Raw genomic sequence first — 26,217 nt, 5'->3', positions numbered from 1 at the left:
TCCGCAGGATCATGCCAATGTCGAGAAATGATCTTGGCCGGCGCCTTCAATCGATCGGTCGGACGGGGCGCGACAGCTATTGGGGGTGCTGCTGGGGCAGCGATCGTTGCCGAAGCTGAAGCACCCGTTGTGACCGCAGCAACCTCGTTTGCTGGCGCGATTTCGTTCTCGACGGCAGCCACATCTGAAGCCCGCACCCGCGACAGCGGTAGACGGTCGCTCTTACTCGAGGTCTCCGCCACCGGGTAGGCAATTGGATGTGCTGGCGCGGGATTCCTCCCCAAGGCTGCAACAGCGCCCATTCCTACCAGGCCAATTACTCCGACGGCTACGACCCTAATCCACACCTGATTGATCCTCGACCAACCCAGCGAACCAGAGACTTCCCCCGAAGTTTGCCCAGAATAAGGCTATAAGCCATTGGTTTTACAGACGTACTTCTTTTCTCCTGGTTCAACCCGGGGCGGCGTGACCTCGGCGCGCCAGCTCGCGCTGGAGTGGTTCTCATTTGTGGGCTGACTGGTGAGCTGCTCGACGGGGCGAAAACTAAAGATTTTTATTTCAATACCTTAGATGGGATGTGATCGACTGTTGCCGGTTCTGGAGTACGTGAACCGGTACGAAGAGCCTTCCCTGAGGACCGGCGGTCACCATTCATGGAAGACGGCCGAGTGCGAGCAGTTCGAGAAGTGTCATGCCGTCGGCACAAGGGCCCGGCTGGCCTATGAGCTGCTCCTGCAGGTCGGCCAGCCACGCTGTGACGTGGTCCGGATGGGGCGGCAGCATATCCGCGGCGGGATGATGGCGATGGGCCGCAAGAAGACTGGGGGTGCCGTTCAAAGTCGAAGTCATGCCACGCGTTCAGGCGGCGATCGACGCAATGCCGGCGAGTGACCATCTGACCTTCCTGGTCACGGCCCAGGACAAACCGTTTACCGCTGCCGGGTTCGGGAACTACTTCCGCGATACCTGTCACGAGGCAGGATTGCCGGAGCGGTGCACTTCACATGGTCTCCGAAAGGCCGCAGCGACCTATCTGGCCGAGCTCGGTTTTACCGACCATCAATTGATGGCGTGGTTCGGCTGGTCGTCGATATCGCAGGCACAAGTCTACACGCGAGCGGCAAACCGAAAGAAGATGGCGCGTGAGGGGGCGAAGCTCATTTCAGGAACAGGCACTGGTTCACCTCTGACCCGGTGAGCCAAAATCAATCTCGACCTATTGAGAAGACTGGAGCGGGAAAGTGAACTGGCGATCCCGGCAGGATTCGAACCTGCAACCCGCGGAGTAGAAATCCGCTACTCACTTTGCCAACCACCGATTGACCACCGAAACACCATGAACAAACGGCGATAAAGGTGGTCAGTCAGGATCGAGCTTCGTTGTTTTTGTTGATTTTTTCGCTCGCTGATTACGTTCGGGACGCAGGGGTCGCAGGTTCGAATCCTGCCACTCCGACCATTCTTTCAAGCACTTATAGTTTCTGTGTTTTTCGTGCGCAACGACATGCGCATCGATTTGAAGCGCGGCTGCCATGTCGGTCGATTTCGGGACGCTGGTCCCTCCTATCGGCGATTCGGGACCATTGGAGCGCGCGAGGGAAGCGGCCCCTGACGTGAAATTGCGTAGCACGTCACCAAGCACCACACGGTCTCCCTTCGGATCTCTCGGCTGATCCTGTCCGACATCAAAGCACGAATAGCCCGCCGCGAGTAGTGCTCAGCTTGCCGGCGCAGCTACCTGTCAGGGGTTGCCGACCTCAAAGGCCAGCAGAACGTTGCCGGGCAGGCCGCTCCATTGTGCGTAGCCGGAATTGACGTACAGCATGCCGTCGACGACGACCGGGCCGGGTCCGTCCATGGCGCCGCCGCGAGCCGCAACTCCGTTGACCGTGGTGTAGTCGCGGGCGGTGTCGATCTCCCACAGCAGCCGTGCGTCATCGGTCGCGTAGGCGCGCAGGAAGCCGCTCACGCCGCCCGAGAAGACGACGCCGGGAATGGCGGTGACCGCCGCGGAGAGCGCGGGACTGCACTGCGGGCGGTCGCCACAGGCCACCGGCGCGACCTGCATCGCGATCTTCCCGGTCGCAAGATCGAGCCCGAACAGGCCGCCACCTTCGCTTGAATTCAGACGTCGCGTGCCGTCCCTTAGAAATCGTACGTCCGAATTGGCGACATAGATTCGGTCCTGGTCGGCGGCCGAACCCCACTCGGTTCCGCCCAACGCGCCGCCCTTGCCGATCCGCGTCTGCCACAGGATCTTGCCCTCGTGGTCGGGATCGAGTGCGTGGACCACGCCGGATTTCTGGCCGATCACCAGCACGCGCTGTCCGTTACGCAGGCTCACCAGGATCGGTGATTGGCCGAAATCATGGTCGGGGCCGCGGTCTTCCGGACAATTGCTCTGATCGGTGCCGAAACACGCAACGACGAAGCTGTCCTTCGGTGTGGCCTGTTGGTGCCAAAGCATTCGGCCGGTCGCGAGATCGAACGCGAGGATGGCATCGCTGGTGTCGGTTGCCGGATCGGCATAGCTGTTCGAGGTCGCGACATAGAGCGCCTGGCGCTGCACGTCGATCGTCGGCGCGGACCAGACCGACGCGCCGGCCGGACCGAACAGCTGGGTCCCGAGGGCGTTCGCCCGTGTCGGATGCGGTGCCTCGGGAATCGTATAGGCCTTCCAGATCTGCGCGCCGGTCTCGGCCTTCAGCGCAACGACGCTGCCGCGAAACGTACAGCACTGGTAGGTGGGACGAGACCCGATAGCCTCCTCGATCGATGAAACGCCGACATAGACGACGCCGGAATAGAACACTGGAGCACCGGTAATCCGGGCGGCCACATGATCGTCGACCTTGCTCTTCCAGATCAGTTTGCCGGTCGCGGCATTCAGGGCGTAGACGTTGGCACGCACATCGCCAAAGAAGATGGCAGGCTGGCCGTTGTCCAGCGGGGCAAAGCTGATGGCCGTCCGCACCGGCGCCTCGGTCGGAAACGCCCAGCGCGTGCAGCCGCTTTTGGCGTCGAGGGCGTGGACCTTGCGGTCGCCGCCACCGACGAACAGCAAGCCGCCGACGACGGCCGGCTGCGCGTTGGCGTTCGACGTGTCAGGAAATCCGAACGCCCATTTCAGACGCAGCCGCGGGACCTGGTCTTGCGCGAGGCCGGCCATTGCCGCCGGCTGAAACCGGCTGTTGTTGATATCCGTGCCCCAACCGTTCCACCGCGGCCCATCGATCGGCTGCGGAAAGCCGGTCTCGTTCTGCGCGCATTGGCCTGCGCTCTCGGTTGGCACGAGCGACGCGGCCTTTCCGGTGACGAGTGAGGCGATCGCCGCCCGCTCGTCGCTGGTCAGTCCCTGCGCGAAGGATGCCATCGGGCCCGTGGTGATCGCACCAAGCACCTCGTCGAACGATCTGGATTGCAGCGCGATGCGGCTCGGCGCGCGAACAGCCGCGTTGCTGCTGTCGTGACATTGCGCACAGCGTTGCGCGTAGAGATCGGCACCGGCTTGCTGCGCCGCGGCGGGCAGGCAAGACGAGATCAGGGCGATGGCAATCGCAGCACTCAGTTTCATCGTGATTCACCGGCGTTGGTTTTTGATGAAGAGAGCAATTGCAGCTTAGCACAACCTTCCGGCTGCCATCGTGCTTGGCGGAGGCCGGCCGCACGTATGGCGGTGCAGGATCCGATCGCCGCCTTCAATTCGAGCGCCCGCCGGCGCGATCTCCCATTGACAGGTCGGCCGATGTGATAGAATTATAACAAGATAAGTTGCAAAAATAACAATATGTCACCATCGTACCAGCGCCGCGCGCGGTCGACGGGAGGAAAATTTGGAATTGTCCGGTTCGATCGCAGCCGAGCCTCGGCCGTCGACGGCGCTGTTGATGGTCGGTGGCATCAACAAGCGCTTCGGCGGCGTGCGGGCGTTGCGCGACGTCAACCTCGAGGTCCGGGCCGGCGAGGTGCACGCGCTGCTGGGCGAGAACGGGGCCGGCAAGTCCACGCTGATCAAGATCCTTAGTGGTGTCCACGCGGCCGACAGCGGCACGATCGAGATCGCCGGCAAACCAGCTACGTTCGACAGTCCGGCTAGATCGCGCGAGGCAGGCATCGCCGTCGTCTATCAGGACCTCAGTCTCGTCGAGTCGCTGAGCGTCGCCGACAATCTGTTGCTCGGCCGCGAGCCGCGTACGCGGTTCGGCTTTGTCCGCAAGCGCGAACTGATGGCCAGGGCCGGGGCGTTCCTGAGCGAGCTCGGCATTCCCCTCGATACCAAGGCAGCAGTCGGCTCGCTGCCGTTCGCCTACCGCCAGATGACCGAGATCGCCAAGGCACTGATGGGCGAGGTGCGCCTGTTGATCCTCGATGAACCGACATCGTCCCTGACTTCGGATGAAGTTCGTATCCTGTTCGACGCGATCGGCAAGGCGACGCGCCGCGGCGTCGGCGTGATCTATGTGACGCATCGGCTCAACGAGGTGTTCGAGATCTCGCAGCGTGTCACGGTGCTCCGCGACGGCGCCAATGCCGGCACGTTCGTCACCGCCGAGACCGACATGAAGCGGCTGGTGAACTCCATCATCGGCACCGATCGATTGGCGCCCGCGGCGTCGCGCGCTGAACCTGCAGTTGCGCGTTCATTCGATCCGTCGCCGGTTCTGTCGCTGTCGCGCGTGTCGAACGATCGCCTGTCGGCCGTCGAACTGTCCGTGATGAAGGGTGAGATCCACGGCCTTGCCGGATTGATCGGCAGCGGACGCACCGAGATTCTGGAGACCATCTTCGGCCTTCGGCCGGTCGACAGCGGCACATGCCAGATCGACGGCCGGCCATGGCTGCCGAGGAGCCCGGCCGATGCGATCGACCATGGCGTCGCGCTGGTGCCGGAAGACCGGCATCTGCAGGGCCTGGTGCTGGATCATTCGATCGAGCGCAACATCACCTTGCCGCGGATTCCGCATTTCTCGCGCTGGGGCTTCATGCAGCAGCGCGCCGCCGCCCGGCGTGCCGACGCTGCGGTGGCGAGGCTGTCGGTGAAGGCGCAAGGCGCCTCGAGCCTGGTCAGGACATTGTCCGGCGGCAACCAGCAGAAGGTCGTGTTCGGAAAATGGAATGATCCGCGGCCGCGCGTGCTGCTGCTCGACGAGCCGACGGTTGGCGTCGACGTCGGCGCGCGCGAGGAGATCTACGGCGTGATCCGCAATGCCGCCCGCGACGGCACCAGCGTCCTGGTGGTCTCGTCGGACCTCGTCGAACTGATCGAGCTCTGCGACCGCATCTCCGTGATCGTCGATGGACGCGTGGCGCGAACGCTGGTGCGCGGGGAGATCGATGATGCCGAAGAGCTCCATCATCTGCTGCAGATCTACCAGGCTTCCGAACAAGGTGTATTGCAAGAGCTGCCCGCATGACCGAACTGACCGCGCCCAACCTCGTCGCCTCGTCGACCCGATCCGATCGACGCCGCAAGCTGCTGCAGAATCTGCTGCGGGGCGAGCGGCCCTACATGCTGTACATCGCCTTCGTGGTGCTGCTGGTCGTGTTCAGCCTGTCCTCGCCCTGGTTCCTGTCGGTCGACAATTTCCTGAACATCGGACGCCAGACCACGCTGGTCTCGATCATCGCGGTCGGCATGACCTTTGTGATCATCGCGCGCCAGATCGATCTGTCGGTCGCATCGACATTGGCGCTGTCGGGCATGGCCGCGGCGCTCGCGATGAGTCAGATCAACAACAGCTGGATCGTCGGCGCTGTTGCCGGGCTCGGCACGGGCGCGCTGGTCGGGCTGCTCAACGGCATCCTGACCACGCAGCTCTCGATCCCGTCGTTCCTGGTGACGCTGGGTTCACTGAGCATGGCGCGCGGTTTGGCGATGATGGTGACCAATACCAAGCCTGTCATCATCACCAACGAGACCTACTTTGCGATCTTCGGCGAAGGCTCGTTCCTGGGCATACCGGTTCCGATCGCCTGGACGCTGGTGGCGATGATCGTCGGCATCCTGCTGCTGCACTATAACGTGTTCGGCCGCCGCATCTATGCGGTCGGCGGCAATCCGACCGCGGCGCTGTATTCCGGCATCAACACCAAGTGGGTGACGACCGCGGCCTTTGTGCTGACCGGCGCGCTGGCCGGGTTCGCGGCGCTGGTGCTGTCCGCGCGCTCGCACGCCGCGCGGCCCGACGTCGTGCAGGGCATGGAGCTCGACGTCATCGCCGCCGTGATCCTCGGTGGTTGCAGCCTGTTCGGCGGGCGCGGCTACATCCTGGGGACGCTGTTCGGCAGCCTCATCATCGGCACACTCAACAACGGCCTCGTGCTGCTCGGCGTCAGCTCGCCGCTGCAGCTCGTCATCAAGGGAGCGATCATCGTGGCCGCGGTCGCCTTCACGAAACGCTAGAGCACGACGGTGCAGCGCATGGGCCGCAAGGTCAGGCGTTGCAAGGGTAGGGGCAAGGTCGCCGGCCTCCGGTCAATCGGCGACCAAAACGGGAGGAAACAATGAAGCCGATCTTGCGACAAACCCTGCCGCTGACCGCGTTGATCGCGGCGACGACCATTTCGATCGCCGCCTCGGCCCGCGCCGAAGTGCCTGCAACCTGCGTCAAGGGCATCGATCTCGCGACGCTTGGACCGAAATCGATCGTCGGTCAGGGGCCGCACGGCGAGAAGGCCGCCTCGCCCGAAGTGCTGGCGCTGTCGGACGCCGATGCCGCCAAGATCAGGGAGAAGCATTTCAAGGTCGGCATCTCCATGCAGACCGTCAATCTCGACTGGGCGCAACTGCAGATCCAGGGCATCACCGATACGCTGAAGAAGTACGGTGTGACCGTCACCGGCGTCGCGTCCGCCGAATATCAGGTCGACAAGCAGATCGCCGATATCGAGAACACCATCCAGCAGCATCCGGATGGCATCATCTCGATCCCGGTCGATTTCACGGCGACCGCACCGACCTACAAGAAGATCGCCAAGGCCGGCATCAAGCTCGTGCTGATGGACAGCATCCCGACCGGCCTGAAGCATCCGGAGGAATATGCCTCCATGATCTCGGCGGATAGCCAGGGCAACGGCCTGATCGCGGCCCAGATCCTGGCGTCCTGCGTCGCGCAGGGCGGCACCATCGGCCTCGTCAATTTCGGCGTCGATTATTTCAGCACCAACGAGCGCACCAAGGGCGTCCGTGAGTGGATGCAGAAGAATCGTCCCGACATCAAGATGAAGCAGGTCGACTTCACCGACCCGCCGAAGGTGTCGCAGATCGCGGGCGACTTCCTCACCGGCAATCCGGATATCAAGGGTCTGTTCGCGGTCTGGGACCAGCCGGCGCTCGATACGCTGAGCTCGATGCGCGCGCAGGGCATCGACATTCCGGTCGCCACCGTCGATCTCGGCCTGCAATCGGCGATCGAGATCGCCAAGGGTGGCCCGCTGAAGGCGACCGGATCGCAGCGCCCCTATGACCAGGGTGTCGCCGAAGCGATGGCCATGATGAACGCGCTGCTCGGCAAGGAAACGCCGGGCTGGATCGGTGTGCAGTCGCTGCCGGTGACGCAGTCCAACGTGTTGGAATCCTACAAGACGGTGTTCAAGAAGGAGCCGCCGCCGGAGCTGACCGACGCCTGCAACAAGGCGAAGCCTGCCTGCAACTGAGCCGCAGGAGTGCGATGCGTGGTCCCGCGAGCCCGCGCATCGTGAGCAGCCTGATCCGGGCGTGCCAGCCCCCGCTCGGATCAGGTTGCGCTGGTCACGTACTCGACGGGAAGGCTACGGAAGTGCTTGCGCATGTCCGCTGACGCCGCGCCGCCGACGATGATGCGCGAGAACGCGCCGATATCGGAGAAGAACGCCGACTTGAGGCTGCCGAGCTTGCTGGCGTCGATCACCAGGATGCTTTCCATCGCGGTCTCGATGACGGCCTGCTTGACGGCGACCTCGTGAAAATTCGAGCAGCTCGCGCCGCGGGTCCAGTGCACGCCGCCCGCGGAGATGAAGGCCTTGTTGATGCCGAGCCGCCGCAGATAGGATAGGCCGTCGTCCGACGCAAAGGACTGCGACGACGGATGGTAGAGGCCGCCCATCAGCATCACCTGCGTGGCCGGCCGTCGCGTGACGATCGACGCCACGTTCATCGAATAGCAGATCACCGAAAGCGGCAGGTCCTCCGGTAGGCAGTCCGCCAGCGACTGCATCGTCGTGCCGCAATCGATGAAGATCGTATCGCCTTCCTTGATCGAGGCCGCGGCAGACCGGCAGGCCAGGCGCTTGTCCTGGGTGTGCTGATCGATCTCCTGCTCGAACGTGTACTTGACCCCGGTCGGCGACGCCGCATTGACGACGTAGCCGCCGAGCAGCGCCAGCGCGGCGTCCGGCCCGGCGAGATCGCGCCGGACCGTCATTTCGGAAACCTTGAGGAGCTCGGCGGCGTCCTTCAGATGCAGCGTGCCGCTCGATTCGACGGCGCGGCGCAGCCTCTGCAGGCGCTGCACGCGCGTCTCGCTTGGTCGTGCGTTCGATGTTTCAGCCATTTTGATCGCCGGGCTTGCTTATCCGATTGACAATGATCTTACAATGTTGTGAGTTTATCAACGTCGATTTGTTACAATAATAACATCCAGTCCGGCGGGCTGATCGAGGGTCGGGGACGGTGTCGTCCTCAGGCAGTCAGCAAACCCCGCGGCAAGGTCAGGGGAGGATCACATGTTGCGATCGACACATTCAGTCTATCTGGCGATCTCGTCGATTCGCTAGGACGCACGGCGCCTCCATGACGCAGAGCGTCTTCATGCAGAATCCATCCCCATTGGCCGCGCAGTCGCCTTCCCCGGGCGGCGGGCATCAGCTCCCGCGCAACAGCGGTCGCTCGCTCGAGATGGATTGGGTCGACGAGATCAGGATCAATCTGTCGGCCGCCGAACGCCGCGTTGCGAGCCTGCCGGGCCGGCGCACGGTCAAGAAAGACGCGCAGGCGGCGTGGCTTCTCAAGGCGATCACCTGCATCGACCTGACGACGCTCAATGGCGACGATACGACCGAACGGGTGAAGCGTCTCTGCGCCAAGGCCAAAGCGCCGGTGCGCGGCGACCTTCTCGAGCGGCTCGGCTTTGCCGGCCGCGAGCTGCATACCGGCGCGGTCTGTGTCTACCATCGGTTCGTGGCGACGGCCGTCGAAGCGCTCAGCGGATCGGACATCCCGGTCGCCGCGGTCTCGACCGGATTTCCCGCAGGCCTCGTGCCGCACGATCTGAAGCTGAAGGAGATCGAAGCGTCGGTCCGCGACGGCGCGCAGGAGATCGACATCGTCATCACGCGCGAGCATGTGCTGACCGGCGATTGGCGGGCGCTTTACGCCGAGGTGCGGGATTTCCGCGTCGCCTGCGTCGACGCGCATCTGAAGACGATCCTGGCCACCGGCGATCTCAAGACGCTGCGCAATGTCGCCAAGGCGTCGATGGTCTGCATGATGGCCGGCGCCGATTTCATCAAGACCTCCACCGGCAAGGAAGGCGTCAACGCGACGCTGCCGGTGACGCTCGCGATGCTGCGGATGATCCGCGTCTATCAGGAGCGCACCGGCTACCAGATCGGCTTCAAGCCGGCCGGCGGAATCTCGACGGCAAAGGACGTGCTCAACTATCAGTTCCTGATGAAGGAGGAGCTGGGACGCGACTGGCTCGAGCCGGATCTGTTCCGCATCGGCGCCTCCAGCCTGCTCGCCGATATCGAGCGACAGCTCGAGCATCACGTGACCGGCCACTATTCGGCCTTCAATCGCCACCCCGTGGGATGAGACTCCAGCGATGAGCGTCGCAAGCTATTTCGAGACCATGGAGTATGGCCCCGCGCCGGAGGCGGACGGCGAGGCACGCGCCTGGCTGGCGCGGCATGGCGCCACGTTCGGGCATTTCATCGCCGGCAAGTTCACAGCGCCGCACGCCGGCAAACACCTCACGACGACCGAGCCGGCCACGGGCAAGACGCTGGCGCGCATCGCGCAGGGCGCCGCCGCCGATATCGAGGCGGCGGTCAACGCCGCACGCACTGCGCAGACAGCCTGGGCAAAGCTCGGCGGTCACGGCCGCGCGCGTCATCTCTATGCGTTGGCGCGCATGCTACAGCGTCACGCCCGGCTGTTCGCCGTGCTGGAGGCGATCGACAACGGCAAGCCGATCCGGGAAACCCGCGATCTCGACGTGCCGCTCGCCGCGCGCCATTTCCTCTATCACGCCGGCTGGGCGCAGCTGCAGGAGCGCGAATTCACCGATCAGGTGCCGGTTGGCGTGATCGGGCAGATCATTCCGTGGAATTTTCCGCTGCTGATGCTGGCGTGGAAGATCGCGCCGGCGCTGGCCGCGGGCAATACGGTGGTGCTGAAGCCGGCGGAGTTCACCTCGCTCACCGCGCTGCTGTTCGCCGAACTGTCGGCCGAGGCCGGCCTGCCGCCGGGCGTGCTGAATGTCGTGACCGGCGACGGTGCCACCGGCGCGCTGCTGGTCGAAAGCCCCGGCGTCGACAAGATCGCGTTCACCGGCTCGACCGAGGTCGGGCGGTTGATCCGCCAGTCGACCGCAGGCACCGGCAAGTCCCTCACGCTGGAGCTCGGCGGCAAGTCGCCGTTCATCGTGTTCGACGATGCCGATATCGACGGCGCGGTGGAAGGCGTGGTGGATGCGATCTGGTTCAACCAAGGCCAGGTCTGCTGCGCCGGCTCGCGGCTGCTGCTGCAGGAGGGGATCGCGGATACTTTCCGCCGGCGCCTGATCCGCCGCATGGAGACGCTTCGCGTCGGCATGCCGCTCGACAAGGCGATCGACATGGGCGCGGTGGTCGCGCCGGTGCAACTCGAACGGATCAAGTCGCTGGTCGAGACCGGAGTGAAGGAGGGTGCCGAGAAATATCAGGCGTCCGGTGCGATCCCGGCGGAAGGATGTTTCTATCCGCCGACCTTGCTCTGGAACGTGCATCCGTCCTCGACGGTTGCGACCGAAGAGATCTTCGGCCCTGTCCTGGTGGCGATGACGTTCCGCACCCCCGACGAGGCTGTGATGCTCGCCAACAACACGCGCTACGGTCTTGCTGCGAGCGTGTGGAGCGAGACGCTCGGGCTGGCGCTCGATATCGCGCCGAAGCTCTTGGCCGGCGTGGTCTGGGTCAACGCCACCAATCTGTTCGACGCCAGCGTCGGCTTCGGCGGCTATCGCGAGTCCGGCTTCGGCCGCGAGGGCGGCCGTGAAGGCATGTATGAGTACCTCAAGCCGAAGGCCTGGAGCGGGCGCAAGGCGCGGGCCAAGGCATCGCCGCTGGCGACGGCTTCTGGCGCCAGCGCCGGATTCGATGTGCCGCCGATCGATCGAACGGCAAAACTGTTCGTCGGCGGCAAGCAGGTGCGCCCGGACGGCAATTATTCGCGTCCGGTGCTGTCGCCGAAGGGCCGGCGCCTCGGCGAGGCAGGCGAGGGCAATCGCAAGGATATCCGCAATGCGGTGGCCGCGGCGCGCTCCGCCGAGTCCTGGGCGCGGGCGACGGCGCATAATCGCGCCCAGATCCTCTATTACCTTGCCGAGAATCTTTCCGCGCGCGGCGACGAATTCGCCCGGCGCATCGCCGAGATGACCGGCGTGTCGGCTGCGAAGGCGCGCACGGAAGTCGATGCGAGCATCGAGCGGTTGTTCGGCTATGGCGCCTGGGCGGACAAATTCGAAGGATCCATCCACGCGCCGCCGCTGCGCGGCGTGGCGCTCGCGATGCATGAGCCGATCGGCGTGGTCGGCGTCGCCTGTCCCGACGAGGCGCCGCTGCTTGCCTTCATCAGCCTGGTGGCGCCGCTGGTTGCGATGGGCAACCGGGTCGTCGCCGTGCCCAGCGAGCGGCATCCGCTCGCCGCGACCGACTTCTACCAGGTGCTGGAGACCTCGGACGTGCCTGGCGGCGTGGTCAACATCGTCACCGGCGATCACAGCGAGCTGGTCAAGGTGCTTGCCGAGCACGACGATGTCGACGCGCTCTGGGCGTTCGGATCGCAGGACGCCTCAGCGGCCGCCGAACGGCTGTCGATCGGCAATCTCAAACGGACGCTGGTCGATCATGGCCTCGCGCTCGATTGGTACGACAAGGCCGCGAGCGAGGGCCCGATCCTGCTGCGCCACGCGGTGCAGGTGAAGAACATCTGGATTCCGTACGGTGACTAGCGACGTCACCTCGCGGTGATATCGATGGGGTTCGGACCGTCAGAGTCCGGCGAGTTTGAACACAAGGGAAGGACGCAACATGCTCAAGGGCATCGATCCACTGCTCAATGCCGACGTACTCTACGCCCTGCGGGCGATGGGGCATGGTGATCGTCTGGTGGTGTGCGACACCAATTTTCCGGCCGACTCGATCGCGCGCCAGACGGTTCTCGGCCGGTTGCTGCGCATCGACAATGTCAACGCGGCCAGGGCGGTTGAGGCGATCCTCTCGGTGATGCCGCTCGACACCTTCGTCGACGATGCGGCCAGCCGCATGGAGATTGTCGGCCAGGCTCAGGAAGTGCCACCCGTGCAGCGCGAGGTGCAGACCGCGATCGATCGCGCGGAGGGACGGTCCTGGCCGCTGGTCGGCGTCGAGCGCCACGCTTTCTATGAGAAGGCCAAGACGGCCTATTGCGTGATCGCGACGGGCGAGCGGCGCTTCTATGGCTGCTTCCTGTTCAGCAAGGGCGTGATCGGGCCGGACGGGGAGTGACGAGATGAGCAAGAGTGGCGTCGCCGTCCTCGGCGTCTTCGTCGTCGACTTGGCGTTCCGCGCCGGCAACATGCCGGCGATCGGCGAGACGATCGCCGGTTCGGGATTCGCGATGGGGCCCGGCGGCAAGGGATCCAACCAGGCTGTCGCGGCCGCGCGGGCCGGCGCCGGCGTGAGCTTCATCTCGCGGATCGGCAGCGACGCCTTCGGCGAGCTTGCGATCAGGACCTGGGAGGCCGAGGGAATCCGGCCGCGCGTGGCGAGGACCGCGGATGCGCCGACCGGCGCGGCGTTTATCTATGTCCATGAGACGCGCGGCGACAACGCCATCATCGTGGTGCCGGGTGCAGCGGGCGGTATCGGCCCGGCCGATGTCGACGCGGTGGCGGACGCGATCCGCGACAGCCGCGTGTTCGTGACGCAGCTCGAGCAGCCGGTCGATGCAGCGCGGCGCGGGCTCGAGATTGCGCGCGCCGCCGGCAGCATCACGGTGTTCAATCCGGCACCGGCGATCCAATTCGACGATGGCCTGTTTGCGCTGTGCGATTATGTCGTTCCCAACGAGACCGAGGCCGAAGCGCTCACAGGCATCGCGGTGGGCGACCTCGCCGGCGCCCGCCGCGCCGGCGACGCCCTGTTGGCCAAAGGCGCCGGGACCGCGCTGATCACCCTCGGCGAACGCGGCGCGCTATTCCATGCGCGGGATCGCTCGCTGCACGTGCCGCCCTTCGCGTCCGGCAAGGTCGTCGAAACCACCGGCGCGGGCGATGCATTCGTCGGCGGCTTCGCGGCGGCGCTCGCCGACGGCGTCGATCCGCTCGAGGCCGCGCGGTTCGGTGCGGCCACGGCGGGAATCTCGGTGACCCGGCCGGGCACCGCGCCCGCGATGCCGCGGCGCGCGGAGATCGAAGCGCTGCTGAGGGGATGATGCTGCGATGATGCGGAATGATCCGATCAAGCATGTCTTCATCTGGCCGGCGGTGCTCGTCGTGCTGGCGATCTCGATATTTCCGCTGATCTATTCGCTGACTACGAGCTTCCTCAGCTACCGGCTGATTCCGCCGATCCCGCCGCGCGTCGTCTGGCTTGGCAATTATGCGGCGTTGTTGCAGGAGCCGCGGTTCTGGAATGCGCTCTTCACCACGACGCTGATTGCGCTGATCGCGGTCGGGTTGCAATACGCGATCGGGTTCGGCGTCGCGCTGGCGCTGAATGCGCGGGTGCCGGGTGAGCGGCTGTTCCGCGTCGCCCTGCTGCTGCCGATGCTGCTGGCGCCCGTCGCGGTCGCGCTGGTGGCGCGCATGATCTTCAATCCGACGATGGGACCGCTCAATCAGTTCCTGTCGAAGTTCGGCCTGGTCAACCTGCCGTTCCTTACCAATGGACATTGGGCACTCGCCTGCATCATCGCGGTCGAGGTCTGGCAGTGGACCCCGTTCGTCATCCTGATGATGCTAGCCGGGCTGCAAACGCTTCCCGAAGATGTCTACGAGGCCGCCGAGCTCGAGAATGCCAGCGCCTGGCAGCAGTTCTGGGCCATCACCTTTCCGATGATGCTGCCGATCTCGGCCGCCGTCGTCTTCATCCGCCTGATCGAGAGCTATAAGATCATGGACACGGTGTTCGTGATGACCGGCGGCGGGCCGGGCGTCGACACCGAGACGCTGACGCTGTTCGCCTATCAGGAAGGTTTCAAGAAGTTCAATCTCGGCTACACATCGGCGCTCAGCTTCCTGTTCCTGATCGCGATCACGATCATCGGCGTGACTTATCTGGCGCTGCTGCGGCCGCATCTGGAGAAGCGCCGATGAGCGGCCAGGGCTTGACGGGACTGTCGCCATGGCGCCGCCGCCTGGTCGCGGCCGGCGTTCTCATCTGGTGCCTGATCACGGTGTTTCCGCTCTATTGGGTGGTGGTGACCGCATTCAAGACGCCGCCCGGCGTCGTCGGCGGGCCGACCTATCTGCCGTTCATCGACTTCACGCCGACCTTGCAGCCCTTCATCGATCTCTATCAGGGCATCCGCGGCGAGTTCTTCCGGACCTTCCTGAACTCGACCATCGTTGGCCTATCCGCGGCAGCGATCGCCACGGCGATTGGCGCGATGGCGGCCTATGCGCTGGTGCGCTTCGAATTCAAGGTCCGCTTCGGCGCGGGCCTCGCGTTCTTCCTGCTCGCGCTCGGCGGCTACCTGCTGTTCAACACGACGTTCGGGTTCACCCGCCCGCAGGCCCTGTTGCTGGCCTTTCCGATCGCACTGATCGTGGCCGTCGCCGCCAACCGCCTGCCGCTGCCCGGACCGATCCTCGGCAATGAGGACATCCTGTTCTGGTTCGTCAGCCAGCGCATGTTCCCGCCCATCGTCACCGCCTTCGCGCTGTATCTGCTCTACAGCGAGATCGGGCGGCTGGGCTTCCAGCTGATCGACAGCTTTGTCGGCCTGACGCTCTGCTACGTCGCCTTCTCGCTGCCGATCGTCGTCTGGCTGATGCGCGACTTCTTCGAGGCTGTGCCGATCGAGGTCGAGGAGGCGGCGATGGTCGACAATGTGCCGAGCTGGCGCATCTTCTTCGGCATCGTGGTGCCGATGTCGATGAACGGGCTGCTGGCGACGTTCATGATCACGCTGGCCTTCGTCTGGAACGAGTTTCTGTTCGCGCTGTTCCTGACCAATTCCAGATGGCAGACGCTGCCGATCCTGGTGGCGGGACAGAACAGCCAGCGCGGCGACGAATGGTGGGCGATATCGGCTGCGGCGCTCGTCGCCATCGTTCCCATGATGATCATGGCGGGCCTGCTCAGCCGGATGATGCGGTCGGGCCTGCTGCTCGGGGCCATCAAATAGCAAAAAACCTTGTAGGGAGGACTAGACGATGTTGCGACGGACGTTCCTGATGCTGACCACCTCGCTCGCGATGGCCTGTGCCGCGAGCCAGGCGAATGCCGCCTGCAGCCCGGACTATACCGGCGTCACCCTGACGGTGGCGTCGCAAACCGGGCCGTATATCGCCTCTGCGCTCAAGCTCGGCGCGGACGAATGGGCGAAGAAGACCTGCGGCAAGGTCAATGTCGTGGAGTTTCCATGGTCCGAGCTCTATCCGAAGATCGCGACGTCGCTCACCGCATCGGACGCGACGTTCGACCTCGTCAGCTTCGCGCCGGCCTGGCTGCCGGATTTCGTGCCCTATCTCAGCGAGATGCCGAAGGAGATGCAGTCCGGCAAGGACTGGGACGATATCGAGCCGGCCTATCGCGAACGGCTGATGGTGTGGGAAGGCAAGATCTACTCGCAGTCGATGGACGGCGACGTCCACACCTATACCTACCGCACCGACCTGTTCAGCGATCCCAAGGAGAAGGACGCCTTCAAGGCCAAATACGGCTACGACCTCGCGCCGCCGAAGACCTGGAAGCAGTATCTCGACATTGCCGAGTTCTTCCAGCGGCCCGACAAGGGGCTGTGGGGAACGGCGGAAGCCTTCCGCCGCGGCGGTCAGCAGTTCTGGTTCTTCTTCAGCCATGCGGCGGCCTACACCAACAATCCGAACTATCCGGGCGCGATGTTCTTCGATCCCGAGACGATGGACGCGCAGATCAACAATCCGGGCTGGGTGAAGGGGCTCGAGGAATACATCAGGGCATCGAAGCTCGGGCCGCCCAACGCGCTGAATTTCTCGTTCGGTGAGGTGAACGCTGCCGTGGCCGGCGGCCAGGTTGCGGAATCGATCGGCTGGGGCGACACCGGCGTCATCGCCGCCGACCCGAAGCAATCGAAGATCTCGGGCAAGGTCGGTTCGGCGATGCTACCCGGTTCGGACGAGATCTGGAACGCCAAGACCAAGAAGTGGGACAAGTTCCCGAGCGTGCTTCCGGGCCCGTTCATGGCATTCGGCGGCTGGCAGATCGCGGTGCCGAAGGCCGGCAAGAACCAGAAGGCGGCGTGGGATTTCGTCAAGACACTGACAAGTCCTGAAGTGTCGGGCCAGGCGGCGATCACCGGCGGCAGCGGCGTCAATCCCTATCGCAAATCGCACACGGCCAATCTGCAACTGTGGAGCAAGATTTTCTCGCCGGAAGAGGCCAAGGAATATCTCGGCGCGCAATCGGACTCCATCAATGCCAAGAACGTCGCGCTCGACATGCGTCTGCCCGGTTACTTCTCTTACACCGAGGTGGTCGAGATCGAGCTCGGCAAGGCGCTGGCCGGCCAGACCACGCCGCAGGCGGCGCTCGACGCGATGGCCAAGGAGTGGAATCGGCTGACCGACGAGTTCGGCCGGGCCAAGCAGCTCGCGGCCTATCGCGCGGCGATGGGCCTTCCGCCGAAGAACTAGCTTTCCAGTGAGACGTCCCCGGATGATGCGCGAGCATCGTCCGGGACTTTACTTGCCGTCGATGAAGGGACGGAAAAGGAATCCATGGCGCACGTCGAGATCGAGAATGTCAGCAAGGCATACGGGCCCTACAAGATCATTGAAGGGCTCGACCTCAACGTGGCCGACGAGGAGTTTGTCGTGCTTGTCGGCCCGTCCGGCTGCGGCAAGACGACGACGTTGCGCATGATCGCAGGACTGGAGGCGGTGACGAGCGGAACCATCCGCATCGGCAATCGCGACGTGACGCAATTGCGTCCTGGCTTGCGCAATTGCGCGATGGTGTTCCAGAACTACGCGCTCTATCCGCATATGACGGTCGGAGAGAACATCGGCTACGGCATGAAGGTGCGGGGCGAATCGCGCGCCAGCATCGAGAAGGCCGTCAGCGACGTGGCGCGCGTGCTTGACCTCGAACAATATCTGCAGCGCCGGCCCAAACAGCTCTCGGGCGGGCAGCGCCAGCGCGTGGCGATCGGCCGCGCCATCGTGCGCAGCCCGGATGTGTTTCTGTTCGACGAGCCATTGTCCAATCTCGACGCCAAGCTCCGCATCGAGATGCGGACCGAGATCAAGGCGCTGCACCGCCGTCTCGCCAAGACGATCGTCTATGTCACCCACGACCAGGTCGAAGCCATGACCATGGCCGACCGCGTCGTGGTGATGAACCGCGGCCGCATCGAGCAGGCGGCCGATCCGATCACGATCTACGAGAAGCCCAGCAATCTCTTCGTCGCCGGCTTCATGGGCGCGCCCAGCATGAATTTCATCCATGGCGAGCTCGTCGCCCGCGACGGCGCGCTCATTTTCACCGAGCCGTCGGGCACTGCGTTGAGAGTGCCGAAGTCACGCGAGGCGGCCTATGCCGGCAGCGTCGGCAAGCCCGTGGTGCTCGGCGTCCGGCCCGACCATGTGTTGCGGCAAGACGCATCGACAGGCTCTTCCGTCCGAATCCTTGTGAAAGACGTGGAGCCGCTCGGGCCGCACACTCTGGTGATCGGGACCGTCGGCCCATTCGCGTTCACGGCGCAAATGCCGGTCGGCGTCGCCGCGGAGCCGGATCATGTCATCGACGTCGCGCTCGATCTCGAGCGAACGCACTTGTTCGACAAGGTGTCTGGGACGGCTATTTGCTGATCCGCCGCAGCCTGGCTCGACAACCGCCTGCCTAGCTTAAGAAACCTCGCGCGCGCCGGACCGTATCGGACGGATACAGGCCGAAGGCCGAGCGGTACACCGCAGCGAAACGGCCCATATGCGTAAAGCCCCACTTCAGGGCAACTTCGCTGACCGGGAGCATGTTCTCCGGTCGCGACAGTTCGTCGTGGATGGCCTCCAGCCGAATTTGCCGCAAATAGGCGACCGGCGTCGTGCCGTGAATTTTGCGGAAGCCCAATTGCAGCAACCGGCTGCTGACCCCAACCGTTGCGGCAATATCCGAGATCGTCAGCGGCAGATGCGGATTGGCCCGCATATACTCGACCGCACGCCTGATGTAGCGCGGCGGCGCATCCCGCGGGTGGCGGCTCAACCGGTCCGTCAACCGATGAGGAACGTTCTCAAGGATGAGCTGTATGGCTGCTTCCGATAGCAGCGCGCTGGCTTTCGGAGAGCGTACCAGGATCCCGTCATACAGACCGGTGGTGCTCGTGCGGACAAGCTGAAGAAGGGTCTGTCCAACGCCGGTCGACAAGTCGACGATCGGCGTTAGGTTGAGATCTTCCAGCGCCGTGCTCCCGAACGTCGCAGACAGCACCTTGGCAACTACGCCCGTATGCAAGGTGAGCGTGACGCTTGAGTATCGTCCATCGACCGCTTCGACCCGCTGCGCTTGCATCGTCGGAAGGGGGACGATGGCGATCTCGGAGGGGGTCCGCTGGATGCTCTTTCCTGCGATGAGCATTTCGGCCTGGCCGGCATTCAGCAGGCTTATTGCAAGCTCTCCGGCAGATTTCTCGTAAGAATAGCGCCAATCCCAACCGGCCGACAGATCGGCCCGCACGACGTCAAGTTCCGCGGCTATGTCCGCATGCCAGCGAAACGATTCGTCAGGCCGCGGCGAGGAATGCGCATTGATCCCGTGGGGGTGGAGCATTTCAAGGAGTTCTTCGAACGAAGATCCCGATCGCGTGGGAGGTGCAGCGAGTACGTCTTCGACCATCAAATCCCAACCATCGGATGATTGCTGTTTCGCGGATTGCCCGATCCATCAGACCGTTTTTCCGCTGTTCAGGGCGTCCGCCACACGCATAGACCGCATCACCACACTAGCACAGCTTTGGTGATTTCGGGTCGCGTGCCCTTTCTCGCAATTTCTTCAATATCCGAATAGCGAACAGAATATCCAGGTCGCGCAATCGAGCCGCGAAAGCTGACATTTGATCTCATCCGCTCGCCGGCATCGCGCGAACGTTCCGATTCAATCCGCCGCGCCAACGTTCGAGAGCACCAGCGGATGCACAGCATTCGCGATCGACTGCTCTAGCCACAATCCGAACGCCTGCATCCGGAATGCGACGTCGTCCATGGACTCGTAGCCCATTTGGCCTAAATCGTCACGACCAACTCAAACGGGTTATGAAAGCATGCTTACAAGGATTACTTGCGTACTCGCGCTTACAGTTCTTTCGTCCATGCCTGCGCTGGCCGATGGTTGCGCAGATCACGTCCAGAGCACCGGCGTTCCCATGGTAACGGGCATGACGCACAAGACCTGGATGATCTTCCCGTCGGTCAATCCCGGTGCCGCCCTCGACAAGGTGTCCCGCGCCGTTCTGGCGGAGGGCTTTGTCGGTGTGAACGTCGACAAGAAACTCGGCACGCTGACCACCCAGCAGGACACCACCGGATCCGGCTGCCCACAAACGCTGCAAGTCGTCGTCCGCAAGGACGGCAAAGGCAGCCGCGTCGATGCGATCTTCAGCTTGCCGCCGGGACAGTTGGCTCCAGGTGTCGGCGATAACCTCTGCCGCGTCGTGAACGCGGCCGGCCAATGAACTTCGCCCATCTGTGAAGCGGGCTGACGCGCGAAATTGTAACCGGCCGCGCGTGTCCGGGTGTCGTCCGGTCCGGAACCAGACGAGTTCATCCAAGTCGAGGGAATCGGGACGCAGGTGCCGGCCTGCGCCCACAGCAATGAAGCAGGAGATATGATGCGCAGGGCTCGCTTTGTGAAAGTTGTTTTGATGGCGACCACCGGTGCCGTGGTGTTTTCGGCCTCCGCCATTTCGGCTCCGTTGCAGCACGGTACCGGCGTTGCGGCGGCAGTGCCGTCGTTGACCGAGAAGGTTTGGTGCCGTTACGGGCAGTGCTATGACAATGGCGGCGGCGCTGCCGTCGGCGGACTGGTCGGTGGCGTCATCGGCGGCGTCATCGCGGCCGGCGCAGCCAACGCCGCCGCGCAGCAGGAAGCTGCCGCCGCCCAGCAGCATGCGGCGTCCTGCGCTCAGCGCTATCGCTCCTACGATGCGGCCTCGAATACGTTCCAGGCAAAGGACGGCCGGCGGTATCCTTGCCAGTGAGACAGCCGCAGGCTTGCGGCGCCGGAACGGCCGAGTGAAACTGCCGCGCTAGACAATAACTCTCGGCGCCGCGCTGAGCACGAATGGAGCTCCGGCCCGTGAGCCGGAGCAGGTTTTCGAGCGCCCCAGGAGCCACAAACGCGGCTTCTGCCGGCGAATTGGCCAGGACCTTTGACTGAACGGGTTCCCGTTCCGCGCCTGGATGCGCGGATCGAGAGGCTTCATCGGGATCGCAGGGCGGGCAGCCCACGGCGGCTTCTGACGCGACCGTTTTCTATGCTATCACGCGATCCGTCGAAACTGCGCTCGTGGCAGGATCTGCCCGAACCTTACGAATCCGGATCTCGATGATGTTGTCGCTTCCCAAAACCAAAATACGCGTGCTGCTGCTGGAGGGCGTGAACGAATCCGCGGCCCGGACGTTCGAGGCGAACGGCTATACCGAGCTGCAGCGTCTGCCCAAGGCGCTTGGACCAAAAGAACTCAGGCAGGCGCTGTCGGGCATCCACATGCTGGGAATTCGCTCGCGGACCCAGTTGACCGCGGACATCCTGGAGGCCGCCGACCGATTGCTCGTTGTCGGCTGCTTTTCGGTCGGCACCAATCAGGTCGATCTCGACGCCGCGCGGAAGCTGGGAATCCCCGTCTTCAACGCGCCATACTCCAACACCCGAAGTGTGGCGGAGCTGACCATCGCCGAGATCGTGATGCTGTTCCGCCGGATCTTTCCGCGCTCGGTCTCCGCACATGCCGGCGGCTGGGACAAGTCCGCCGAAGGCAGCCGCGAGGTGCGCGGCAAGACGCTCGGCATCGTCGGCTACGGCAACATCGGCTCGCAGCTGTCGAACCTCGCCGAAGCCATGGGCATGCGCGTGATCTATTTTGATCAGACCGACAAGCTCCGCCATGGCAATACCGAGCCCGCCGAATCGCTCGACGCGTTGCTCGCAGCCAGCGACGTCGTATCGCTGCATGTGCCGGAGACGCCGGCCACCGCCAACATGATCGGCGCCGCCCAGCTCCAGCTGATGAAGCCTGAGGCCTATCTGATCAACAACTCGCGCGGCACCGTGGTCGATCTCGATGCGCTGGCGAGCGCACTGCGTGGGGGCCGGCTGGCGGGTGCCGCGGTCGACGTGTTTCCGGTCGAGCCGGTGTCAAACGAGGCGCGCTTTGTCTCGCCGCTGCAAGGTCTCCCCAACGTCATCCTCACGCCGCATGTCGGCGGTTCGACGGAAGAAGCGCAGGATCGCATCGGCGGCGAAGTTGCACGCAAGTTGATCGACTATTCCGATGTCGGATCGACCTTCGGTGCGGTCAATTTTCCGCAGGTGCAATTGCCGGCGCGACCGACCGGCACCCGTTTCATCCATGTTCATCGCAACGTTCCCGGCGTCATGCGCCAGGTCAACGACGCGGTCTCCCGGCACGGGATCAATATCCTGGCGCAATATCTGCAGACCGATCCGGAAGTCGGCTATGTCGTGCTCGAGACCGACGTGGTCGGCGGCGAGGGCGAGGGGCTGCTGGCCGATTTGAGAGCCATTGACGGCACGATCCGCGTGCGGGTGCTGTACGACGCGAACCGGCCGCAGGGGTGATCGACTTCGTCAATCCGCCGAGAAGCCGAACGGCACGCTCGAGGTCCTGAAATCGTCCGGAAGAATCTCGCGTCCGATCGGCGGCGCCGACCGCGCCGCGCATCTCGGCCGATGGCAGACCCGGCATGCGACGCCGATCGGCGTCGGCTCGTCGGCATTCGGTCCCTGTCCGTCGCGCGTGTAGATCAACTGGCCCGCATGTTCGGCGGCGCAGCCGATCGCGATCGCCCGCTCGACGCGGACGGCGCCGAACGCGCCGCCGCCGGCGGTCACAGTGCGGGCGATCGAAAAGAACCGCTGTCCGTCGGGCAGTTCCAGCCATTGGGTGACGATCTGGCGCGGCGTCTTGAAGATGTCGTGCACTGACCATAGCGGACATGCGCCGCCGTGCTTTGCAAACGGGAAGCCGGCGCCGTCAAGCAGCTTGGAAATGTTGCCGGCCGGATCGACCCGGATCAGGAAGAACGGGACCTTTTCGAGACCCGGCCGTTGCAGGGTCGTGACGCGGTGCGCGACCTGCTCGAAGCTGGTGCCGAATTGACGCGCCAGCGCCTCCAGATCGTAGCGGCGGGCCTCGACCGCTTTCGCGAACACCGAATACGGCATGATGAGTGCGGCGGCGGCGTAGGCCGCAAGCGCACGGCGTGCCAGCAGCTCGGCGCTTTTGGTCGTGAACTTGCCGGCTTCGACGGCGGCGCCGATCTCGTTTTCCAGTTCCAGATAGGCAAGTTGCTTGGCCAGCTGAAAATTGAGCCCCGCGGTATCGAGCGAGTCCTCGAGCAGCAATTGTCTGCGATGAAGGTCCAGTCGCCTGATCGAACCCAGCATGACGTTCGGCGGCAGATAGCGGACCTGGAGTTTATGTCGCTCCCGAAGCCGCTCGATAAATCCGGCGGGCCCGGCAGGTTCGTGGACGAGCCGCTCGGCGGCATCGTCGAGGCTGGCAAAATTGTTGCGGCGCGCGGCGAGAAAACGTCGGACCTCCGCAACGGGATCGTTGGCGTCAAAGTTCTCCTGGCCCGGTGAAGCGATCGCCATGTCCGGAGCCCTGCGCTCCGCAAGCGCCAGCTGCTCTTCGCGATAGGCGGTGTAGAGGCGCAGGAACGCCTCGGTCATTCCGGGATAGCTGACCGCGAGGTCGCTGACCTCGAGCGCGGGGATGTCGATGTCGGCAAACATCGGCTCCTTCAAGACGGACTGCATGCGGGCGGTGTGATCGGCACCGCCATCGCCAGCGAGATCAGCCAGATCGATCTTGTAGGTGCGGGCAAGCCGCAGCAGCATGTCGGCCGTCACCGGGCGCTGATTGCGTTCCAGCAGCGCCACATAGGGGGCCGAGATTTCGAGATCGGCGGCCATGTCGGCCTGGGTCAGCCCGAGGTCGCGCCGCAGCCGGCGTAGCCGCGGGCCCATGAAAACGGAACGGGCGCTTGAGGTTACCATCGCCTTATCCAAGGTTTGTAAGATTCTTACAACAATACATCGGTTTCTTGTAAGTTATGACAAGTTTTCCGCGCCAGGTCTAGCTCCCGATGACGCCGCGCGTCACAAATGGTGCAGTTATTTCGTCACCGAAGGGATCACGGACATGAACTTCCAACCGCGCGGGATCAGCGACCGGGCCATCCAGGGACCGGCTTCGTATCAGAGCGAGATCGAGGCGGCCGAAGCGCTGCTCAAGGGCAAGGACACCTGGAACGGCGTCACCGCCGAAGCCGTGGCGCGGATGCGCCTGCAGAACCGCTTCAAGACCGGTCTGGATGTCGCCCGTTACACGGCTGCGCTGATGCGCGCCGACATGGCGGCCTATGACGCCGACAGCACCAAGTACACCCAGTCGCTCGGCTGCTGGCACGGCTTCATCGCCCAGCAGAAGCTGATCTCGGTCAAGAAGCACTTCGGCAATACCGACCGCCGCTATCTGTATCTTTCCGGCTGGATGATCGCGGCGCTGCGCTCCGAGTTCGGCCCGCTGCCGGATCAGTCGATGCACGAGAAGACCTCGGTGCCGGCCCTGATCGAGGAGCTCTACACCTTCCTGCGTCAGGCGGATTCGCGTGAGTTGAACGATATCTTCCGCGCGCTCGATGTGGCCCGCAAGGAAGGCGACAAGGCCAAGGAAAAGGCGCTGATCGAGAAGATCGACAACTTCCAGACCCACGTCGTGCCGGTCATCGCCGACATCGACGCCGGCTTCGGCAATGCCGAGGCGACCTATCTGCTCGCCAAGAAGATGATCGAGGCGGGCGCCTGCGCCCTGCAGATCGAGAACCAGGTCTCCGACGAGAAGCAGTGCGGCCACCAGGACGGCAAGGTCACCGTGCCGCACGAGGTGTTCATCGCGAAGATCCGCGCCTGCCGCCATGCGTTCCTCGAGCTCGGCGTCGAAGACGGCATCATCGTGACCCGCACCGACTCGCTCGGCGCCGGCCTGACCCAGCAGATCGCCGTGAGCCACAAGCCCGGCGACATCGGCGACCAGTACAACAGCTTCCTTGATTGCGAGGAAGTGACGGCCGCCAACGCACGCAACGGCGACGTCATCATCAACCAGAACGGCAAGATGATGCGTCCGAAGCGTCTGCCCAGCAACCTCTACCAGTTCCGTCCCGGCACCGGTGCAGATCGCTGCGTGCTCGACTGCATCACCTCGCTGCAGAACGGCGCCGACCTCTTGTGGATCGAGACCGAGAAGCCGCATATCGAGCAGATCGCCAGCATGGTCGATCGCATCCGCAAGGTCATTCCGAATGCGAAGCTGGCCTACAACAACTCGCCGTCGTTCAACTGGACCCTCAACTTCCGTTGGCAGGTCTATGACGCGATGAAGGAAGCCGGCCAGGACGTCAGCAAGTATAACCGCGCCGAGCTGATGAAGGCGGAGTACGACGACACGCCGCTGGCGAAGGAAGCCGACGAGCGCATCCGTACCTTCCAGGCGGATTCGGCCAAGCGCGCCGGCATCTTCCATCATCTGATCACGCTGCCGACCTATCACACGGCTGCGCTGTCGACCGACAATCTCGCGAGGGAGTATTTCGGCGAGCAGGGCATGCTTGGATACGTCAAGAACGTGCAGCGCGCGGAGATCCGTCAGGGCATCGCCTGCGTCAAGCATCAGAACATGGCGGGCTCCGACATCGGCGACGATCACAAGGAGTACTTCGCCGGTGAGGCTGCCCTCAAGGCGGGCGGCGCCCACAACACGATGAACCAGTTCGGCTAATCGATCGAACGGATCATTCCGACATCGGCTGGACAGGCTGGCGCGCGAGCAGCCTTGCCTGTCCGCCTTGGCGGGGCGATTTTCGACCACGGTAACGCGGTCGAGATCGCCCCGCGACTTTTTTAGGCCCGCTTCCCCTCGAGCCCGCCATTTGCAGAGGTTCGCGCGTTCCACGCCCGTGTGGTAATGCGTCGCTGCGATCTTGAGGGCATGCCACGCGATGACTGTCGGGCACTACGCATCCGCCGTCACCAGCTCCGCCGTGATGGAACTGCTGAAGCCGTTCGATCCCCGTATCGTCGGAACGCTGCCGCTCGGCCTCGCCGTGCCCGGCAGCGACATCGATATCGTCTGCCATGCGTCCGACCCGAACGCATTCGCGGACATCGTTTGGGCTCACTATCAAGCGTGCGATGATTTCGTCCTCTTCCGGTGGACCTCGGGAACGCGGCCGGTGATTGCGCGCTTTGTGTGCGATGGCTGGCCGTTCGAACTGTACGGTGATCTGCGTCTGGTGGAGCAACAACGAGGCTGGATCCATTTCAAGGTCGAACGGCGGCTGCTTGCGCTTGATGATGGAGGGCTGCGGCGAGCCGTCAGGGAATTGAGGGCGGGCGGTCTCAAGACCGAGCCTGCGTTCGCTACCGTGCTCGGGATATCGGGCGATCCCTATCGTGGATTGCTTGAGCTCGCGGCCGAAACGGACGCCGAGTTACGTGTCCGGCTCGCGGCGTGCGATTTCGGCTGAGAGACAAATTGATAGAACG

The 26,217-nt window shown here is 64.0% G+C and carries 22 protein-coding genes; 17 read left to right on the top strand and 5 right to left on the bottom strand.

Annotation, left to right across the window (positions count from 1 at the left end; genetic code table 11):
* Window positions 1–829 precede the first annotated feature (829 nt).
* A complete protein-coding gene (locus tag J2R76_RS16950; protein WP_253624237.1) occupies window positions 830–1,201 on the top strand; it encodes a tyrosine-type recombinase/integrase in 372 nt (123 codons plus the stop codon).
* Window positions 1,202–1,363: 162 nt separating this feature from the next.
* Here the strand turns inward: J2R76_RS16950 and J2R76_RS16945 are convergent, their stop codons facing one another.
* Entirely contained in the window at window positions 1,364–1,645 is a 282-nt protein-coding gene (locus tag J2R76_RS16945) for a hypothetical protein (RefSeq protein ID WP_253624236.1), read from the bottom strand.
* Between the two features lie 99 nt (window positions 1,646–1,744).
* Window positions 1,745–3,577, bottom strand: coding sequence for a PQQ-binding-like beta-propeller repeat protein (locus J2R76_RS16940; protein WP_253624235.1), 1,833 nt, complete (start codon window positions 3,575–3,577; stop codon window positions 1,745–1,747).
* Between the two features lie 259 nt (window positions 3,578–3,836).
* Between J2R76_RS16940 and J2R76_RS16935 the strand changes: the two genes are divergently transcribed.
* From J2R76_RS16935 to J2R76_RS16925, 3 genes are all read left to right on the top strand, one after another.
* Entirely contained in the window at window positions 3,837–5,417 is a 1,581-nt protein-coding gene (locus tag J2R76_RS16935) for a sugar ABC transporter ATP-binding protein (RefSeq protein ID WP_253624234.1), read from the top strand.
* Window positions 5,414–6,406 carry an ABC transporter permease gene (locus tag J2R76_RS16930; protein WP_253624233.1) on the top strand — a complete coding sequence of 331 codons (993 nt, stop codon included), beginning with the start codon at window positions 5,414–5,416 and terminating at the stop codon, window positions 6,404–6,406. The genes J2R76_RS16935 and J2R76_RS16930 overlap by 4 nt, the downstream gene beginning before the upstream one ends.
* Window positions 6,407–6,507: 101 nt before the next feature.
* The gene (locus J2R76_RS16925; RefSeq protein ID WP_141341650.1) at window positions 6,508–7,659 is read left to right on the top strand and encodes a substrate-binding domain-containing protein; all 1,152 of its coding nucleotides are present in this window, start codon (window positions 6,508–6,510) and stop codon (window positions 7,657–7,659) included.
* Window positions 7,660–7,739: 80 nt separating this feature from the next.
* Here J2R76_RS16925 and J2R76_RS16920 read toward each other — a convergent pair whose 3' ends face one another.
* The gene (locus J2R76_RS16920) at window positions 7,740–8,534 is read right to left on the bottom strand and encodes a DeoR/GlpR family DNA-binding transcription regulator (protein WP_057018878.1); all 795 of its coding nucleotides are present in this window, start codon (window positions 8,532–8,534) and stop codon (window positions 7,740–7,742) included.
* A 257-nt stretch (window positions 8,535–8,791) separates the two neighbouring features.
* On the opposite strand from J2R76_RS16920, the gene deoC reads away from it, so the two are divergent.
* The 8 genes from deoC to J2R76_RS16880 all read left to right on the top strand — a co-directional run bounded on the left by deoC (window position 8,792) and on the right by J2R76_RS16880 (window position 18,239).
* Complete coding sequence (gene deoC, locus J2R76_RS16915) at window positions 8,792–9,796, top strand: deoxyribose-phosphate aldolase (protein ID WP_253624232.1); 1,005 nt, start codon at window positions 8,792–8,794, stop codon at window positions 9,794–9,796.
* A 10-nt stretch (window positions 9,797–9,806) separates the two neighbouring features.
* Window positions 9,807–12,194: an aldehyde dehydrogenase family protein gene (locus J2R76_RS16910; protein ID WP_253624231.1), complete on the top strand. Its 2,388-nt coding sequence runs from the start codon at window positions 9,807–9,809 to the stop codon at window positions 12,192–12,194.
* A 79-nt stretch (window positions 12,195–12,273) separates the two neighbouring features.
* The gene (locus J2R76_RS16905) at window positions 12,274–12,729 is read left to right on the top strand and encodes an RbsD/FucU family protein (protein WP_057018876.1); all 456 of its coding nucleotides are present in this window, start codon (window positions 12,274–12,276) and stop codon (window positions 12,727–12,729) included.
* A gap of 4 nt (window positions 12,730–12,733) precedes the next feature.
* Window positions 12,734–13,657 (top strand): ribokinase, encoded by a 924-nt coding sequence (locus J2R76_RS16900; RefSeq protein ID WP_253624230.1) that lies wholly within the window; start codon window positions 12,734–12,736, stop codon window positions 13,655–13,657.
* Window positions 13,658–13,664: 7 nt separating this feature from the next.
* Window positions 13,665–14,540, top strand: a complete 876-nt coding sequence (locus J2R76_RS16895) for a carbohydrate ABC transporter permease (RefSeq protein ID WP_253624229.1) — start codon at window positions 13,665–13,667, stop codon at window positions 14,538–14,540.
* A complete protein-coding gene (locus J2R76_RS16890) occupies window positions 14,537–15,574 on the top strand; it encodes a carbohydrate ABC transporter permease (protein ID WP_057018873.1) in 1,038 nt (345 codons plus the stop codon). Before J2R76_RS16895 ends, J2R76_RS16890 begins: the two co-directional genes overlap by 4 nt.
* Before the next feature lie 49 nt (window positions 15,575–15,623).
* Window positions 15,624–17,063, top strand: a complete 1,440-nt coding sequence (locus J2R76_RS16885) for an extracellular solute-binding protein (RefSeq protein WP_233475792.1) — start codon at window positions 15,624–15,626, stop codon at window positions 17,061–17,063.
* Between the two features lie 84 nt (window positions 17,064–17,147).
* Window positions 17,148–18,239, top strand: coding sequence for an ABC transporter ATP-binding protein (locus J2R76_RS16880; RefSeq protein WP_076829077.1), 1,092 nt, complete (start codon window positions 17,148–17,150; stop codon window positions 18,237–18,239).
* Between the two features lie 31 nt (window positions 18,240–18,270).
* On the opposite strand, the gene J2R76_RS16875 is transcribed toward J2R76_RS16880, so the two are convergent.
* A complete protein-coding gene (locus J2R76_RS16875; RefSeq protein ID WP_253624228.1) occupies window positions 18,271–19,263 on the bottom strand; it encodes an AraC family transcriptional regulator in 993 nt (330 codons plus the stop codon).
* Window positions 19,264–19,801: 538 nt separating this feature from the next.
* On the opposite strand from J2R76_RS16875, the gene J2R76_RS16870 reads away from it, so the two are divergent.
* The 3 genes from J2R76_RS16870 (at window position 19,802) to serA (ending at window position 22,224) form a co-directional block, all read left to right on the top strand.
* Window positions 19,802–20,098 (top strand): hypothetical protein, encoded by a 297-nt coding sequence (locus tag J2R76_RS16870; protein ID WP_253624227.1) that lies wholly within the window; start codon window positions 19,802–19,804, stop codon window positions 20,096–20,098.
* A 189-nt stretch (window positions 20,099–20,287) separates the two neighbouring features.
* Entirely contained in the window at window positions 20,288–20,623 is a 336-nt protein-coding gene (locus J2R76_RS16865; RefSeq protein ID WP_253624226.1) for a BA14K family protein, read from the top strand.
* A 347-nt stretch (window positions 20,624–20,970) separates the two neighbouring features.
* Window positions 20,971–22,224: a phosphoglycerate dehydrogenase gene (gene serA, locus J2R76_RS16860; protein WP_253624225.1), complete on the top strand. Its 1,254-nt coding sequence runs from the start codon at window positions 20,971–20,973 to the stop codon at window positions 22,222–22,224.
* A gap of 9 nt (window positions 22,225–22,233) precedes the next feature.
* Here serA and J2R76_RS16855 read toward each other — a convergent pair whose 3' ends face one another.
* The gene (locus J2R76_RS16855; protein ID WP_057018868.1) at window positions 22,234–23,667 is read right to left on the bottom strand and encodes a short-chain fatty acyl-CoA regulator family protein; all 1,434 of its coding nucleotides are present in this window, start codon (window positions 23,665–23,667) and stop codon (window positions 22,234–22,236) included.
* A 145-nt stretch (window positions 23,668–23,812) separates the two neighbouring features.
* Between J2R76_RS16855 and J2R76_RS16850 the strand changes: the two genes are divergently transcribed.
* Both J2R76_RS16850 and J2R76_RS16845 read left to right on the top strand, forming a co-directional pair.
* Window positions 23,813–25,450: an isocitrate lyase gene (locus J2R76_RS16850; protein WP_168858848.1), complete on the top strand. Its 1,638-nt coding sequence runs from the start codon at window positions 23,813–23,815 to the stop codon at window positions 25,448–25,450.
* A gap of 220 nt (window positions 25,451–25,670) precedes the next feature.
* On the top strand, window positions 25,671–26,198 hold the full coding sequence (locus J2R76_RS16845) for a DUF4269 domain-containing protein (protein ID WP_168858849.1): 528 nt from the start codon (window positions 25,671–25,673) through the stop codon (window positions 26,196–26,198).
* Window positions 26,199–26,217 lie beyond the last annotated feature (19 nt).

It is taken from the genome of Bradyrhizobium sp. USDA 4532, from assembly GCF_024171315.1.
GTDB lineage: Bacteria > Pseudomonadota > Alphaproteobacteria > Rhizobiales > Xanthobacteraceae > Bradyrhizobium > Bradyrhizobium australafricanum.
Note: the sequence above shows the minus strand (reverse complement) of the source record. Positions and strands in the feature narration are given on the sequence as shown.

Excerpts from the sequence above, each read along its gene's own strand:
- deoC (WP_253624232.1), top strand. The coding sequence starts at position 8,792 with ATGCAGAATCCATCCCCATTGGCCGCGCAGTCGCCTTCCCCGGGCGGC.
- serA (WP_253624225.1), top strand. The coding sequence starts at position 20,971 with ATGATGTTGTCGCTTCCCAAAACCAAAATACGCGTGCTGCTGCTGGAG.
- J2R76_RS16880 (WP_076829077.1), top strand. The coding sequence starts at position 17,148 with ATGGCGCACGTCGAGATCGAGAATGTCAGCAAGGCATACGGGCCCTAC.
- J2R76_RS16855 (WP_057018868.1), bottom strand. The coding sequence starts at position 23,667 with ATGGTAACCTCAAGCGCCCGTTCCGTTTTCATGGGCCCGCGGCTACGC.
- J2R76_RS16925 (WP_141341650.1), top strand. The coding sequence starts at position 6,508 with ATGAAGCCGATCTTGCGACAAACCCTGCCGCTGACCGCGTTGATCGCG.
- J2R76_RS16900 (WP_253624230.1), top strand. The coding sequence starts at position 12,734 with ATGAGCAAGAGTGGCGTCGCCGTCCTCGGCGTCTTCGTCGTCGACTTG.
- J2R76_RS16845 (WP_168858849.1), top strand. The coding sequence starts at position 25,671 with ATGACTGTCGGGCACTACGCATCCGCCGTCACCAGCTCCGCCGTGATG.
- J2R76_RS16940 (WP_253624235.1), bottom strand. The coding sequence starts at position 3,577 with ATGAAACTGAGTGCTGCGATTGCCATCGCCCTGATCTCGTCTTGCCTG.
- J2R76_RS16905 (WP_057018876.1), top strand. The coding sequence starts at position 12,274 with ATGCTCAAGGGCATCGATCCACTGCTCAATGCCGACGTACTCTACGCC.
- J2R76_RS16920 (WP_057018878.1), bottom strand. The coding sequence starts at position 8,534 with ATGGCTGAAACATCGAACGCACGACCAAGCGAGACGCGCGTGCAGCGC.
- J2R76_RS16890 (WP_057018873.1), top strand. The coding sequence starts at position 14,537 with ATGAGCGGCCAGGGCTTGACGGGACTGTCGCCATGGCGCCGCCGCCTG.
- J2R76_RS16865 (WP_253624226.1), top strand. The coding sequence starts at position 20,288 with ATGGCGACCACCGGTGCCGTGGTGTTTTCGGCCTCCGCCATTTCGGCT.
- J2R76_RS16870 (WP_253624227.1), top strand. The coding sequence starts at position 19,802 with ATGACGCACAAGACCTGGATGATCTTCCCGTCGGTCAATCCCGGTGCC.
- J2R76_RS16885 (WP_233475792.1), top strand. The coding sequence starts at position 15,624 with ATGCTGACCACCTCGCTCGCGATGGCCTGTGCCGCGAGCCAGGCGAAT.
- J2R76_RS16930 (WP_253624233.1), top strand. The coding sequence starts at position 5,414 with ATGACCGAACTGACCGCGCCCAACCTCGTCGCCTCGTCGACCCGATCC.
- J2R76_RS16850 (WP_168858848.1), top strand. The coding sequence starts at position 23,813 with ATGAACTTCCAACCGCGCGGGATCAGCGACCGGGCCATCCAGGGACCG.
- J2R76_RS16910 (WP_253624231.1), top strand. The coding sequence starts at position 9,807 with ATGAGCGTCGCAAGCTATTTCGAGACCATGGAGTATGGCCCCGCGCCG.
- J2R76_RS16875 (WP_253624228.1), bottom strand. The coding sequence starts at position 19,263 with ATGGTCGAAGACGTACTCGCTGCACCTCCCACGCGATCGGGATCTTCG.
- J2R76_RS16895 (WP_253624229.1), top strand. The coding sequence starts at position 13,665 with ATGATGCGGAATGATCCGATCAAGCATGTCTTCATCTGGCCGGCGGTG.